General features: G+C 70.3%; 12 protein-coding genes and 1 riboswitch. Of the genes, 8 read left to right on the forward strand and 4 right to left on the reverse strand.

Annotated elements, in window-relative coordinates:
- Window position 1: 1 nt before the first annotated feature.
- Genes nadC through CJ226_RS02815 form a run of 4 tightly spaced genes read right to left on the reverse strand, consistent with a single transcriptional unit; the run spans window position 2 to window position 4,423 of the window.
- On the reverse strand, window positions 2-853 hold the full coding sequence (gene nadC, locus CJ226_RS02800) for a carboxylating nicotinate-nucleotide diphosphorylase (RefSeq protein ID WP_102208246.1): 852 nt from the start codon (window positions 851-853) through the stop codon (window positions 2-4).
- On the reverse strand, window positions 853-2,376 hold the full coding sequence (gene nadB, locus CJ226_RS02805) for an L-aspartate oxidase (protein WP_102208247.1): 1,524 nt from the start codon (window positions 2,374-2,376) through the stop codon (window positions 853-855). Before nadB ends, nadC begins: the two co-directional genes overlap by 1 nt.
- Window positions 2,373-3,710, reverse strand: a complete 1,338-nt coding sequence (gene nadA / locus CJ226_RS02810) for a quinolinate synthase NadA (RefSeq protein ID WP_102208248.1) — start codon at window positions 3,708-3,710, stop codon at window positions 2,373-2,375. Before nadA ends, nadB begins: the two co-directional genes overlap by 4 nt.
- Window positions 3,707-4,423 (reverse strand): NUDIX domain-containing protein, encoded by a 717-nt coding sequence (locus CJ226_RS02815; RefSeq protein WP_062633624.1) that lies wholly within the window; start codon window positions 4,421-4,423, stop codon window positions 3,707-3,709. The genes nadA and CJ226_RS02815 overlap by 4 nt, the downstream gene beginning before the upstream one ends.
- 265 nt (window positions 4,424-4,688) lie before the next feature.
- On the opposite strand from CJ226_RS02815, the gene CJ226_RS02820 reads away from it, so the two are divergent.
- From CJ226_RS02820 to gcvP, 8 genes are all read left to right on the forward strand, one after another.
- The gene (locus CJ226_RS02820; protein WP_102208249.1) at window positions 4,689-6,386 is read left to right on the forward strand and encodes an ABC transporter substrate-binding protein; all 1,698 of its coding nucleotides are present in this window, start codon (window positions 4,689-4,691) and stop codon (window positions 6,384-6,386) included.
- A 43-nt stretch (window positions 6,387-6,429) separates the two neighbouring features.
- The gene (locus tag CJ226_RS02825; RefSeq protein WP_062633628.1) at window positions 6,430-7,425 is read left to right on the forward strand and encodes an ABC transporter permease; all 996 of its coding nucleotides are present in this window, start codon (window positions 6,430-6,432) and stop codon (window positions 7,423-7,425) included.
- Entirely contained in the window at window positions 7,418-8,398 is a 981-nt protein-coding gene (locus CJ226_RS02830) for an ABC transporter permease (protein ID WP_062633630.1), read from the forward strand. The genes CJ226_RS02825 and CJ226_RS02830 overlap by 8 nt, the downstream gene beginning before the upstream one ends.
- The gene (locus tag CJ226_RS02835; RefSeq protein ID WP_025102934.1) at window positions 8,395-9,249 is read left to right on the forward strand and encodes an ABC transporter ATP-binding protein; all 855 of its coding nucleotides are present in this window, start codon (window positions 8,395-8,397) and stop codon (window positions 9,247-9,249) included. Before CJ226_RS02830 ends, CJ226_RS02835 begins: the two co-directional genes overlap by 4 nt.
- On the forward strand, window positions 9,246-10,103 hold the full coding sequence (locus tag CJ226_RS02840) for an ABC transporter ATP-binding protein (RefSeq protein WP_102208250.1): 858 nt from the start codon (window positions 9,246-9,248) through the stop codon (window positions 10,101-10,103). The genes CJ226_RS02835 and CJ226_RS02840 overlap by 4 nt, the downstream gene beginning before the upstream one ends.
- A gap of 49 nt (window positions 10,104-10,152) precedes the next feature.
- Window positions 10,153-10,247: riboswitch (glycine riboswitch) on the forward strand.
- A gap of 149 nt (window positions 10,248-10,396) precedes the next feature.
- A complete protein-coding gene (gene gcvT, locus CJ226_RS02845; protein ID WP_102208251.1) occupies window positions 10,397-11,512 on the forward strand; it encodes a glycine cleavage system aminomethyltransferase GcvT in 1,116 nt (371 codons plus the stop codon).
- Window positions 11,509-11,886: a glycine cleavage system protein GcvH gene (gene gcvH, locus CJ226_RS02850; RefSeq protein WP_025102937.1), complete on the forward strand. Its 378-nt coding sequence runs from the start codon at window positions 11,509-11,511 to the stop codon at window positions 11,884-11,886. Before gcvT ends, gcvH begins: the two co-directional genes overlap by 4 nt.
- A 61-nt stretch (window positions 11,887-11,947) precedes the next feature.
- The gene (gcvP, locus tag CJ226_RS02855; protein WP_374754510.1) at window positions 11,948-14,788 is read left to right on the forward strand and encodes an aminomethyl-transferring glycine dehydrogenase; all 2,841 of its coding nucleotides are present in this window, start codon (window positions 11,948-11,950) and stop codon (window positions 14,786-14,788) included.
- The last annotated feature ends 179 nt before the right edge of the window (window positions 14,789-14,967 follow it).

Genomic DNA, 14,967 nt, shown 5'->3' on the forward strand with positions numbered 1-14,967 from the left:
CTCAGTCGATCCGGAGGTCGAGTCCGAGATCCAGCGCCCGCGCGGAGTGCGTGAGGGCTCCGACCGAGATCACATCCACCCCGGTCTCGGCGATGGCGCGGACGGTGGTCAGGTCGACGCCGCCCGAGGCCTCCACGGTGGCGCGCTCGCCGATGAGGGCCACCCCGGCGCGCAGGTCGTCGAGGGAGAAGTTGTCCAGCAGCACCGTGTGGGCACCGCCGTCGAGCACCGCCGGGATCTGGTCGAGACGGTCGACCTCGACGACGACGTGGGCGGTGTGCGGCAGCCGCGAGAGCGCCTCGCGAAGAGCCGTCGCGAGGTCGAGCCCGGACCGCTGGAGCACTGCGAGGTGGTTGTCCTTCGCCATGACCGCGTCGGAGAGGGAGTACCGGTGGTTCCGGCCGCCGCCGGACACCACGGCGTGCCGCTCGAACGCCCGCAGTCCCGGCGTGGTCTTGCGGGTGTCGGCGATGCGCGCCCGCGTTCCCTCGACTTCGCGGACGTAGGCGGCGGTGAGGGTCGCGATGCCCGACATCCGCTGCACGAAGTTCAGGGCGACGCGCTCGGCGGTGAGGACCGCGCGGGCCGGCCCGGTCACGGTGGCCAGCACGTCGGAGGCGGTGAAGGCATCGCCGTCGCCCACGTGCAGGTCGACCGTGACGTCGGGATCGGTGAGGAGGAACGCGGTGGCGAAGGCCTCGCCGCCGCTGAAGACCCCGTCCTCGCGGGCGACGAGGTCCGCCGTGGCCGTCGTCTCCGCCGGGAGCAGGGTGGTGCTGGTGAGGTCGCCCCAGGGGGCGTCCTCCTCCAGCGCGGCTCCGACGACGCGGTGCAGGGTGGCGTGGGTGAGCATCAGGCGGTCTCCAGGATCGGTGCGTGTGCCGCGGTCGGCGTGGCGGGGGCGTGGTCATCGCGGTGGTGGGCGCCGACCGAGACGGGGCGGGCCAGGGCGGCGCGGATGGCGGCCTCGGCGACCCGCAGCAGGTTCCGGTCCTCGTGCGAGCGCACGTCGGACGCGGGCGGCATCCCGACGGCCCACGCGCACACGGTCCGGAGGGCGCGCTGCAGTCCGGAGCCTGTCCGGTGCAGACCGACCTCGTCCCACAGCAGCCGCTGCAGCGCCGCGCGGTCGAACGCGGGGAGGGGGTCCGGTGGTGCGAGCGCGTCTTCCCTGGTCGTCGCCGGCGGGGAGGGGAGGCGGTCGACCACGGGAGGCCACGGTCCGTCCAGCGCGGCGGCGGCCCTGGCGCCGAACACGGCCCCTTCGAGGAGCGAGTTGGAGGCGAGCCGGTTCGCGCCGTGCACCCCGGTGCGGGCGGTCTCGCCGACGGCGTACAGCCCCGGGATCGTGCTCCGTCCGTGCCGGTCGGTGACGACGCCGCCCATGAGGTAGTGCGCAGCGGGGGTCACCGGCACGGGCTCCGTAGACCAGTCGAAACCGCGAGCGCGCGTCACCCTGTCGATGGTCGGGAAGCGGCGGGCGAGCGCGTCCGCCCCCAGCGCCGTCGCATCGAGGTGCACGGGTGCCCCCTGCCGGGCGGCCTGCCGGGCGATGGCCCGCGCGACGACATCCCTCGGCGCGAGCTCCCCGTCGGGGTGGCTGTCGAACACGAACCGTCGCCCTTCGTGGTCGCGGAGCACGGCACCCTCGCCGCGGACGGCTTCGGAGAGGAGGAAGACCGGGCTGCCGGGAAGCGCGGTCGGGTGGAACTGCACGAACTCCAAGTCGGCGACGGCGGCGCCGGCGCGCAGGGCCGCCGCGATGCCATCGCCTGTCGTCTCCGCCGGGTTCGTCGTGTGCGCGTAGAGCTGCCCCGCCCCGCCCGTCGCGAGAATCACGGCGTCGGCGCGGATCTCGGTCGTGTCGCCCTCGCGGACGACCGTGATCCCGCGGACCCGTCCCTCCTCGACGACGAGGTCGAGGAGCATCGTCCCCTCGCAGACGGCGACGTGTGCGCGGCGAACGGCTGCGCACAGCACGCCGGAGATCGCGGCTCCGGTGGCGTCGCCTCCGGCGTGCAGGATGCGGGCATGGGTGTGCGCCGCTTCGCGCCCGCGAGCGAGAGCGCCGTCCGGTGCGCGATCGAAGGCGACGCCGCGGGCGAGGAGCTCGGCGATCCGGCCCGTGCCGTCCGCTACGAGCGCGCCGACCGCGGCCAGATCGCACAGCCCCCCTCCGGCGCGAATCGTGTCGGCGGCGTGGGCGTCCGCGCTGTCGCCGGGTCCGTAGCTGCCGGCCACGCCACCCTGGGCGAGAGGCATGCATCCGCCTCCGAGGCCGCCCTTCGTCACGACGGTCACCGTGTGCCCGGCCTCGTGCGCGTGCAGTGCGGCGGTGAGCCCGGCGATGCCGGAGCCGACGACGACGACGTTCATCGTGCCCCGGCGGCCACCGGCGGCTTGGCGGCCAGCATCCGCTCGAGCGCGAGGCGAGCCGGGTCGGCGACATCGGGGGAGACCGTGATGCGGTTCGGTGTGCGGCCGGCGACCAGCTCCTCCAGGACCCACGCGAGGTAGCCCGGATGGATGCGGTACATGGTCGAGCACGGGCACACGACCGGGTCGAGGCAGAAGATCCGGTGCTGCGGGTACTGTGCGGCCAGGCGGCGCACGAGGTTGATCTCGGTCCCCACCGCGAACGTCGTCGGCTCCGTGGCCTCGGCGATGGCGCGGCGGATGTACTCCGTGGACCCGGCCTCGTCGGCCGCGTCGACGACCTCCATCGGGCACTCCGGGTGCACGATCACGCGGACCCCCGGGTGCTCCGCGCGGGCCTGCTCGATCTGCGCCACGGTGAAGCGCCGGTGCACGGAGCAGAAGCCGTGCCAGAGGATCACCTGCGCGTCGACGAGCTCCTCCGCGGTGGAGCCGCCGAGCGCTCGCCGCGGGTTCCACATCGGCATCCGGTCGAGGGGCACCCCCATGGCCTTCGCGGTGTTCCGGCCCAGGTGCTGATCGGGGAAGAAGAGCACGCGACGGCCGCGCGCGAAGGCCCACTCCAGGACCGTGGCGGCGTTGGACGAGGTGCACACGATGCCGCCGTGTCGCCCGACGAAGCCCTTGATCGCCGCCGAGGAGTTCATGTAGGTGACGGGGATCACCGGCACGCGGCCGTCGGCGTCCGGGGTGTCGAGGTCGCCCAGCACGTCGGCGAGCTGCTCCCAGCACTCCTCCACCTGGTCGATGTCGGCCATATCCGCCATCGAGCACCCGGCGGCGAGGTTCGGCAGGATCACCGCCTGGTCGGGACGCGAGAGGAGGTCGGCGGTCTCGGCCATGAAATGCACGCCGCAGAAGACGATCGCCTCCGCGTCCAGCCGCATCGTGGCGGCGGTGGCGAGCTGGAACGAATCGCCCACCTCGTCGGCGTGCGTCACGACTTCCTCGCGCTGGTAGAAGTGCCCGAGGATCACCACGCGATCTCCGAGCGCGGCTTTCGCCACCTCGATGCGTCGGTGGAGCTCCGCCTCGCCGGCCTCGCGGTAGGCCGCGGGGAGCTCTCCCTGCCGGGGAGCCCCGGTGGGGATGACATCGCCCATGGAGGAGCCGGGGCCGTAGCCGGGGCGTGTGTCGAAGTCCCAGGGGCCGACGGCGAGGTCGGTCGTGCAGGTGGCGTCGGTGGAGACCCCGCCGACGATGGCCTGGATGGCGTGGTCGACGGACGGATCCGGCGACGGGACGGCGGGCATCGGGACGAAGGTGGTGCTCATCGGGTTCTCGTTTCCTCCGGGCGGAGCGGACCGCGGTCGGCCAGCTCGAGATCGGTGTCGTCGCGGTACAGGCGGGCCGGGCGATGACTGCCCGTCCGGAAGCGGTCGGTGCGGGTCAGGTTGCCGGCGGACTCGACCTGCCGCCGGAAGTTCGCGGGGTCGAGTGCGCGCCCCAGGATCGACTCGTAGGCCTCCCGGAGCTCGGCGAGCGTGAACTCGGCGGGCAGGAAGCCCTGGGCCACGCGGCTGTACCCGACCTTGTTCCGCAGGCGCCAGAGCGCGTACTCGATGATCTCGTGATGATCGAAGGCGAGCGCCGGCAGGTCGTCGACATCGAACCACTCGACATTCTCCGGCGCACGGCCCGATGCCCGGTGCGCGGTGATCTGGGCTTCCACGTCGTCCTGACGCAGCAGTGCCCAATACACGATCGAGACGACCCGCGTGGGGGAGCGGTCGACGGCGCCGAAGGCGTAGAGCTGTTCCAGATAGGTGGGCGCGAGGCCGGTCGTCTCGGCGAGCGTACGGGCGGCGGCGTCGACCGGCGACTCCTCGGAGGTGAGCCACCCGCCGGGGAGCGCCCACCGCTCGGCGAACGGCTCGCGGGTGCGGCGGACGAGGGGGAGCGCCAGCACGGGCGGACCGTCGTCACCGCGGCGCAGCGTGAGGATCACCGTCGAGACGGCGACGCGGATGTCCGCACTTCGAGTCATAGACACCTTAACCTCCGGCATCGATCTTAGTGTCATTGAGACCTTTAGTGCGCGCCTATGACGAGGGAAGACGTCGAGTCCGAAACGTTATCTCTCGCCCGCGGGAAGGCTTGTCCCCCCGCGGTGGGTTTGTTAGGTTACTGTCCTAACAAACCCCTTCGAGGGCGGCCGCAGGCCACCTCCCGGGGTTCCCGTGAACCCCGCCCGGGGTTCGGCTCCAACCGGAGAATCCCTCCTGCAGTGCAGCACCGAGAGGAAATGAAGAATGATCCGTAACGGAAAGCGCAAGATCGCGCTCACGGCGGTCGCGGGGGCCTCGGTCCTCGCCCTGGGCCTGACGGCCTGCGGCAGCGGTGGAGGCGGCGACGACGGCGGCAACGCCGACGGCGACCGCGCGCTCCGCGTCTGGGCCGGCAGCACGACCCCGATCACCACGAACTACAACCCCTTCGCCCCGAACGTGCTCCACGGCGCACTCGGCCCCATCTACGAGCCGCTGTTCTTCTACAACAAGACCAAGGACGAGGAGCCCATCGGCCTCATCGGCGAGTCCTTCGAGTACAACGAGGACGGCACGCAGATCACGGTGAAGATCAAGCCCGACCTGAAGTGGAGTGACGGCGAGCCGCTCACGGCTGCGGACGTGGCCTTCACCTTCCTGTACGAGGCGAACAACCCCGAGGGCAACAAGCTGATCTCCGCGGAGGCCATCGACGACACGACGGTCGTGCTCACCTACGGCATCGCGCAGTACACCACCGAGTTCCAGCGGATGGGGTCCAGCTACATCCTCCCCGAGCACATCTGGAAGGACGTCGACGACTTCGCGAACTTCACGAACGAGAAGCCGGTCGGCTCCGGGCCCTACGTCGTCGACAAGACCACCAGCGAGTCCTACACCTTCGTGGCGAACGAGAACTTCCGCGGTGCCGACGAGCTGGCCATCAAGAAGGTCCAGTACATCGCGGTCGACAACAACCAGACCGCCCAGGATCTCGTCGCCGCCGGCGAGCTGGACTGGACCGGGATGTTCATCCCGAACCCGGACGACGTGACCGGCAACGGCAAGATCGAGTGGATCAACACGCCGCAGGACCCGTCGGTCCTCTACACCTGCTCGAACGCCGACCTCGGCTGCACGGGCCCGCAGACCGACGTGGCCGTCCGGCAGGCGCTGAACGTCGCGATCGACCGTGCGACCATCAAGGACAAGGCGTTCGTCGGGCTCACCGCCGACATCTCACCGGCGTACACGCTGCTCCCGCGTGACGAGAAGTGGCTCACGGACGACGCGTACGAGGTCAGCCCGCAGGAGGCGAACGTCGAGGAGGCCACGTCGATCCTCGAGGCCGCCGGATACACCAAGGGCTCGTCGGGCATCTACGAGAAGGACGGCGTTCCGGTCGAGCTCAGCTTGATCTCGGTCGACGGCTGGACGGACTACAACGACGCCGCGAAGCTCATCGCCGAGCAGGCCGAGGCCGCGGGCATCAAGATCACTCCGTCGACCGTGCAGTGGCAGGAGTTCGTCGACACCCGCCAGTCGGGTGAGTACCAGCTGATCGTCGGCGGCGTCGTGGGCACCACGATCGCCGACCCGTTCCAGATCTACCGCGACTGGTTCGGCGGCACCGAGGTGCAGTCCACCAGCCCGGTCGGCACCGAGATCCCCCCGGGGCGCTGGAACTTCAGCCGGTACAACAACCCCGCCGTCGATGCGGCGATCCAGCAGGCCATCAGCACCGAGGACGAGGCGGAGCGCAAGGAGCTCTACGCCACCATCCAGGACGCGATCGTCAATGATGTGCCCTACATCCCGCTCGTGATCAACGCCACGCAGACCTTCTACAACACGAAGGACTACACCGGGTGGCCGACCGAGGAGAACCTCTACGCGTTCCCGCCGTCCTGGGGCGCCATCGCCGCCGGGTACGTGCTGACGCAGATCAAGCCCGCCGGCTGAGCGACGAGAGGAGCAGGGGAAGCAGGAAGTCAGGACGAGTGACATGAAGTTCTATGCACGAAGGATCGGGTTCTACGCGTTCACGCTGTGGGCCGCGATCTCCATCAACTTCCTGCTTCCCCGGCTCATGCCGGGGGACCCGGCCGATATCTTGATCGCCAAGATCCAGCGGGCCGGCGGAGAGGTCTCCGAGACCACCATCCGCAACATCAAGCTCCTGCTCGGCGGTGATGATTCCTCCCTCTGGGAGCAGTACCTCGCGTACTGGGGACGCATGCTCCGCGGCGATCTCGGGGTGTCGGTGACGAAGTTCCCCACCCCGGTGGCCGAGCTGATCGCCGGCGCCCTGCCGTGGACGCTGGTGCTCGTCGGCACCGCGACGGTCATCTCCTTCCTGCTCGGCGTCGTGCTCGGCGCGTGGGCCGGCTGGAAGCGGGGTACCTGGGTCGACCACCTGATCCCGGCGACCACCGTGCTGCAGTCCATCCCGTACTTCTGGCTCGCGCTCGTCCTCATCGCCGTCTTCGCGGTCGGTCTCGGCTGGTTCCCGATGTTCGGCGGCTACGACGTCTTCGACTTCCCGGACGGCCCGGAGCCGACCTGGGCGTTCTTCAGCGATGCGGTGGCCCACTCGCTTCTTCCCGCGATCACGATCGTGATCAGCTCGGTGGGCGGCTGGATGTTCGGCATGCGCAACATGATGGTCTCCACGCTCGCCGAGGACTACGTCCTCACCGCCGAGGCGAAGGGACTGCGGCCGCGACGCATCATGACGACGTACGCCGCGCGCAACGCGGCCATCCCGTCGATCGCGGGCTTCTCGATCACGCTCGGGTTCGTCGTCGCCGGCTCCATCGTCATGGAGCAGGTGTTCACCTATCCGGGCGTCGGCAAGCTCATGTTCCAGGCCGTCACCAACAACGACTACGCGCTGATGCAGGGGCTGTTCCTCGTGATCACCCTCACGGTGCTCGTCGCCAACTTCTTCATGGACCTCGTCTATGGCTTCATCGATCCGAGGGCTCGCCAGAATGTCTGACACGAAGAACCCGCTCCTCGTGGAGGAGCCTCCCACCGTCGCCCCCGAGGGCACCGTCGCCCTGGCCACGCAGCGTCAGGAGCGCCGGCGCCGCCGGATCCTGCCCCGCACGTCGCCGAAGTTCATCGTCGGCTCCGTGCTCGTGCTCGCCATCGTGCTCTTCGCGATCATCGCGCCGTTCTTCACGCAGAACCCGCGCAGCACCGACAACCCCGCTCTCGCCGCGCCGTCGGCGGAGCACTGGCTCGGCACGACCAAGCTCGGCAACGACGTGTTCGCGCAGCTCGCCGTCGGGGCGCAGGGGTCGCTGCTCATCGGCGTGACGGCCGGCGGCATCGCCATCGTGCTGTCCCTCCTCTTCGGCGTCCTGGCCGGGTATCTCGGCGGCTGGCGGGAGGATGTCCTCGCTCTCCTGACCAACGTCATGATCGTCATCCCCGGACTGCCGCTGGTCATGGTGATCGCGTCGTTCGTGCCGCAGCGCAGCTGGCAGCTCGTGGCCTTCGTCCTCGGCATCACGTCGTGGGCCGGCGCGGCGTACGTGCTGCGATTGCAGACCCGCTCGCTCCGCACCCGCGACTACGTGTACGCCTCGAAGGTGGCGGGGGAGAAGTCCCTGCGGGTCATCCTCGTCGAGATCATGCCGAACCTGCTCCCGCTGCTGACCGCGCAGTTCTTGTTCGCGATCATCTTCGCCATCCTCGGCGAAGCGGGGCTGTCGTACCTCGGCCTCGGTCCGAACTCCTCGATCACCTGGGGCTCGATCCTCAACGACGCCCAGTCCGGTCAGGCCCTCGGCCGCGGTGCCTGGTGGTGGTTCGTGCCGCCGGGCATCATGATCGCGATCCTTGGCGCGGGACTCGCGCTGATCAACTTCGCCATCGACGAGGTCATCAACCCGAAGCTGCGCAACGCACCCGATGCGGCCCGTCGTCTGCGCAAGGCCGCGAAGGAGAAGGGGGTCACCGCATGAGCGACGCCGTGCTCACCGCCAGGAACGTCTCGATCGAGTACGAGGTCGATCCGCCCGTCAAGGCGGTCCGGGATGTCTCGCTGACCCTCCACCGGGGCGAGATCCTCGGTCTCGCGGGGGAGTCGGGCTGCGGCAAGACCACCCTCGCGTACGGGATGAACCGGCTACTCAAGGCGCCGGCCCTGATGACCGACGGCGAGATCGTGTTCCACGACCGCGACGGTCATGACATCGACGTCGTCGGACTCGACGGGGACGGGCTGCGCGCCTTCCGCTGGGACAAGATCTCGATGGTCTTCCAGGGGGCGATGAACTCCCTCAACCCTGTCATCTCGGTCCGCGCGCAGATCTTCGACATCTTCGACACCCACCGCCCCGGAATGTCGAAGAAGGCCAAGCAGGAGCGCGCCGAGGAGCTGCTCACGCTCGTCGGCGTGGACCCCGGCCGGCTGACGAGCTTCCCGCACGAGCTCTCCGGCGGTATGCGCCAGCGCATGATGATCGCGATGGCGCTGGCGCTCGACCCGCAGGTCATGATCATGGACGAGCCCACCACGGCGCTCGACGTGGTCGTGCAGCGCGGCATCATCCGGGAGATCATGCGCCTGCGCGAGAAGCTCGGCTTCGCGGTCATCTTCATCACGCACGACCTGCCCATGCTCATCGAGATCAGCGACCGCATCGCTGTGATGCTGCAGGGCCGGATCGTCGAGCAGGGCACCGCGGCCGAGATCTACCGCAACCCGCAGCACGAGTACACCCAGCGCCTGCTGTCGAGCTTCCCGTCCCTCACGGGTGAGCGGGGCGACTTCGTCCGCAGCGGCGGCGTCAACCAGGAGGTCATCCGATGAGCGTGGACGGGACGAGGCGCGGCGGCACCCTCGAGGCGAGGAACCTCGTGAAGGACTTCCACCTGCGGTCGGGGTTCCGCACGAGCGTGCTGCACGCGGTGAAAGACGTGTCGTTCACGCTGGAGGCCGGGCGGACCACGGCTCTCGTCGGCGAGTCCGGGTCGGGCAAGTCGACCATCGCCCGGATGCTGATGAAGCTGGAGACGCCGACCTCGGGCAGCATCCTCCTCGACGGCGAGGAGTCCGGCACGCGGGGGTCGGCCCTCGAGCGCTACCGGTCGGACGTGCAGATGGTCTTCCAGGACCCGTTCGCGTCGCTGAACCCGTTCCACACCATCGTGCACCACCTGGAGCGTCCGATCCGGCTGCACCACCCCAAGCTCGACAGTCGCGAGGTGCGGGCGCGGGCGATCGAGCTGCTGGAGCGCGTGCGGCTCACTCCGGGCGAGAGCTTCGCCGAACGGCGCCCGCACGAGCTCTCCGGCGGACAGCGGCAGCGTGTGGCGATCGCGCGGGCCCTGGCCCCCGGCGCCCGGTTCATCGTGGCGGACGAGCCGGTGTCGATGCTCGACGTGTCGATCCGGCTCGGCGTGCTCAACCTGCTCGCCGAGCTGCAGCGGGAGGAGAATCTCGGCGTCCTCTACATCACGCACGACCTGGCGACCGCGCGGCACTTCTCCGACGACATCATGGTCCTCTTCCGGGGCGACGTCGTGGAGCGGGGATCGGCCGACGAGGTGATCCTGAACCCGCAGCACGAGTACACCAGGACGCTTCTGGCGGCGGCCCCCGAACCGGAGAACCTCGGCAGGCTCCGCGACGAGGTCAGGGCGGAGCTCGCGCTGGGCTCCTGAGCGGGCGGGGGAGACCGCTAGACTGAACCCACAATCGAAGACAGGCCGAACGACCGACGCGGGAGAGCCCCGGCGCATGCAGCCGGGCACCGAAGGAGCAAGCCTCCCCGCCAATCTCTCAGGTACGCGTACCGCGGAGGTCCGGCCGCTCTGAAAAGCGATCCCGAGCACCGGGGGATCCGCCGACGGTGAAAGCCCTGCGCTCGCGCGGGCGAAGCTCTCAGGCCCATGACAGAGGGGGAGTTCCCAGGGACGACGTCGTCGTCCCGCCCGACCCAGCCCGGGAGAACTCCATGTCCGACCCCCGCTACACCCCGTTGCGCGAGCGCCATGAGGCGCTCGGCGCCTCCTTCACCGATTTCGGCGGCTGGCAGATGCCGGTGCGCTACACGTCCGACCTCGCCGAGCACCACGCGGTGCGGCGGGCGGCGGGCGTCTTCGACATCTCGCACATGGCCGAATTCACGGTCCGCGGCACCGGCGCGGCGGCCTTCCTCGACTATGCCCTCGCCGGGCGGCTGTCGGCGCTCGCGGTCGGCAAGGCGAAGTACTCCCTGCTGCTGACGGCGGAGGGCGGCATCGTCGACGACGTGATCGTGTACCGGCTGGCCGACGACGACTTCCTCATCATCTCGAACGCCGGCAACCGCGACGCGGTGCGTCGGGCTCTCACCGAGCGGATCGCGGACGCGGACGCGGGCGCCGTGGAGGTCGCCGACGTCTCGGACGACTACGCGCTGATCGCCGTGCAAGGCCCGCGGGCCGAGGAGATCCTCGCGGCGACGGCGGGCATCACCGACGTCAGCATCCCCTGGGCGGAGCAGAAGTACTACGCGTGGGCGACCGCGTCGTTCGCCGGCGAGCCGCTGCTCCTCGCCCGTACCGGCTACACCGGGGAGGACGGCTTCGAGCTCCTCGTCCCGGCCGCCCACGCGACCGCGCTGTGGGACGCCGTCCTCGACGCCGGCGCGCCGCACGGGCTCGTCCCCGCCGGCCTCGCCGCACGCGACACCCTGCGCCTGGAGGCGGGCATGCCGCTCTACGGCCACGAGCTCAGCCTCGACACCGCACCCGCCCAGGCCGGCCTCGGCCGGGTCGTGGTCGCCGCGAAAGACCGTTTCGTCGGCAAGGACGCGCCGGCGCCCGTTGACGATGCCCGCATCCTCGTCGGCCTGACGGCCGAAGGACGACGCGCCGGCCGCGCCGGCTACGCGGTCGTCGACGCCGACGGCACCCCGATCGGAGAGATCACCAGCGGGGCCCTGAGCCCGACGCTCGGCCATCCCATCGCGATGGCGTACGTCGACCCTTCTTCCGCGGAAGAGGGAACCGCAGTATTCCTTGATGTGCGGGGGACCCGCATCCCCGCGACCGTGACCGCCCTGCCTTTCTACCGGAGGACAAAATGACCGACCTCAGCGCACTCCGCTACACCGACGAGCACGAATGGATCGCCGGTGACGGCGACACCGTGACGATCGGCATCACCGACTACGCCGCCGAGAAGCTGGGGGATGTCGTCTTCGTCGAGCTCCCCGCCGTCGGCACCGAGCTGACCGCCGGATCCGTGGTCGGCGAGATCGAGTCCACGAAGTCGGTCGGGGAGCTCTACGCTCCGGTCGCCGGCACGGTCGTCGAGGTCAACGACGCCGTCGTCGACGACCCCTCGCTCGTCAACGCCGAGCCGTTCGAGGGCGGCTGGCTGCTCAAGGTGTCCGTCGCCGCCGGTGCGCTGGACGGACTGCTGGACCGCGACGCGTACGTCGCACTCACGGAGGGCTGATCCGGAAGTGGTTGCATTCGCCGATCGTCACATCGGACCGACCGAGGCCGCCCAGCGCACGATGCTCGACGCGCTGGGTCTCGGCTCCGCCGGCAACGGGACGCTGAGCCCGGTCGAGGAGCTCATGCGTCAGGCCGTCCCCGCCTCGATCTACACGGGACCGGAGGACGCGGTCGCCGACTCCCGCATCCCGGTCGCCGCGTCGGAGACGGAGGCACTGGCCGAACTGCGTGCCCTCGCCGCGCGGAACACGGTGAACTGCTCGATGATCGGCCTGGGCTACTACGGCACCGTCACGCCGCAGGTCATCCAGCGCAACGTGCTCGAGAACCCGTCCTGGTACACGGCCTACACGCCGTACCAGCCCGAGATCTCGCAGGGGCGCCTGGAAGCGCTCATCAACTTCCAGACGATGGTGGCCGAGCTCACCGGCCTCACCACCGCGAACGCGTCGATGCTCGACGAGTCCACCGCGGTCGTGGAGGCGATGCTGCTCGCACGCCGCGCCTCGAAGACCGCGTCGAACGTGTTCGCGGTGGACGCGGACGCACTGCCGCAGACGAAGGCGATGCTCGCGTCCCGCGCCGAGGCGCTCGACATCGAGCTCGTCACGGTCGACTTCGCGGCGGGGGAGGAGCTGCCCGCTGAGCTCTTCGGCGTCTTCGTGCAGTACCCCGGGGCCTCGGGCCGCGTGTGGGATCCGTCCGCGGTGTTCGACGCCGCGCACGTCGCCGGTGCGCTCGCCGTCGCGGCCGCCGACCTCCTCGCGCTGACGCTTCTCACCGCGCCCGGCACCCTCGGGGCCGACGTGGCCGTGGGAACGACGCAGCGCTTCGGCGTGCCGATGGGCTTCGGCGGCCCGCACGCCGGCTACATGGCCGTGCGCGCAGGCCTGGAGCGGCAGCTGCCCGGACGTCTCGTCGGCGTGTCCGTCGACGCCGAGGGCAAGCCGGCCTACCGCCTCTCGCTGCAGACCCGTGAGCAGCACATCCGCCGCGAGAAGGCGACCTCGAACATCTGCACCGCCCAGGTGCTCCTCGCCGTGATGGCATCGATGTACGCGGTCTACCACGGCCCGGACGGACTCCGCGAGATCGCCCGCGACGTCGCCGCCAAGGCGACGCTGCTGCGCGAGTGGCTCGTCGAGGCCGGGGCCGAGGTCGTCCACGAGCACTTCTTCGACACGCTGACCGTGCGCGTCCCGGGCCGGGCGGCGGAGTACGCCGACCAGGCGCGGGGCGGCTACGGCATCCTCCTGCGGGTCGCCGACGCCGACACGATCGGCATCGCGGTCGACGAGACGACCACGGTGGCCGAGCTGCACCAGGTCGCGCAGGTCTTCGGCGGGAAGCAGGAGCGCGCCTTCGGCTTCGGCCTCGGCGACGCGGACGCGCTGCCGGACGCCCTCCGCCGCGAGGACGAGTACCTCACGCACCCGGTGTTCCACAGCCACCGCAGCGAGACCGCCATGATGCGGTACCTGAAGAGCCTGTCCGACCGGGACTACGCCCTCGATCGCGGCATGATCCCGCTCGGCTCGTGCACGATGAAGCTCAACGCCGCCACGGAGATGGCCGCCATCACGTGGCCGGAGTTCGCGGGCATCCACCCGTTCGCCCCGGAGGCCGACGTCCGCGGCTACCTGGAGCTCATCGACCAGCTCGAGGGCTGGCTCGCCGAGATCACCGGGTACGACGCGGTGTCGCTGCAGCCGAACGCCGGCTCGCAGGGTGAGCTGGCGGGCCTCCTCGCGATCCGCGGCTACCACCGCGCGAACGGCGACGACCACCGCATCGTGTGCCTCATCCCGTCCTCCGCCCACGGCACGAACGCGGCCTCCGCCGTGCTCGCCGGCATGAAGGTCGTCGTGGTGGCGAGCGACGCGCTCGGCAACGTCGACCTGGACGACCTCCGCGCGAAGATCGCCCAGCACGCCGACGACCTGGCGGCGCTGATGATCACGTACCCGTCCACGCACGGCGTCTACGAGGAGCAGGTCGTCGAGATCACCGGGGCGGTGCACGCGGCCGGCGGTCAGGTGTACGTCGACGGCGCGAACCTCAACGCGCTCCTCGGCTACGCCCGCTTCGGCGACCTCGGCGGCGATGTCTCGCACCTCAACCTGCACAAGACCTTCGCCATCCCGCACGGCGGCGGCGGCCCGGGCATCGGTCCGGTCGCGGCGAAGGCGCACCTCGCGCCGTACCTGCCGTCGCACCCGCTCGCGCAGCGCGCCGAGCACTTCGGTGGCCACACGTTCGAGGGTGCGGTGATCTCCGCGGCCCCGTACGGCTCTGCGGGCATCCTCCCGATCTCGTGGGCGTACGTGCGCATGATGGGGGCCGGGGGCCTCCGGCGCGCGACCGCCGCGGCCGTCCTCTCGGCGAACTACATCGCCGAGCGCCTCGGCGGGCACTTCCCCGTGCTGTACACGGGGGAGAACGGACGGGTCGCGCACGAGTGCATCCTCGACCTGCGTCCGCTCAAGGAGGCCACCGGCATCTCCGTCGACGACGTCGCCAAGCGCCTGATCGACTACGGCTTCCACGCGCCGACCATGTCGTTCCCGGTCGCCGGCACCCTCATGGTGGAGCCCACCGAGTCGGAGGACCTCGACGAGATCGAGCGGTTCATCGAGGCCATGATCATGATCAAGGCCGAGGCGGACGCCGTCGCCGCGGGGCGCTGGCCTGCGGACGACAACCCGCTCGTGCACGCCCCGCACACCGCGGTCTCGCTCATCGCGGGGGAGTGGGCGCACGCCTACACCCGCGAGGAGGCCGCCTATCCGGTGCGCTCGCTGGTGGCGACGAAGTACTGGCCGCCTGTCCGCCGGATCGACCAGGCGTACGGCGACCGCAACCTCGTCTGCGCCTGCCCGCCGATCGAGGCCTTCGCCTGACACGGACCCGCACGACGAACGGCGTCGCGCCCGCCTCCTGGCGGCGCGGCGCCGTTCGCGTTGCGCCATGTTTCCGTCATGTGACAGATGGTCACCACTCAGTAACAGTTCGTTAGCCGAATGTCCTGGACGCGCGACCCCCGGGTTACGCTCAGGTATCCCTGCGCGCTCGATGATGA

Origin of the sequence: Microbacterium sp. UMB0228, assembly GCF_002871415.1 — a bacterium.
Lineage (GTDB): Bacteria > Actinomycetota > Actinomycetes > Actinomycetales > Microbacteriaceae > Microbacterium.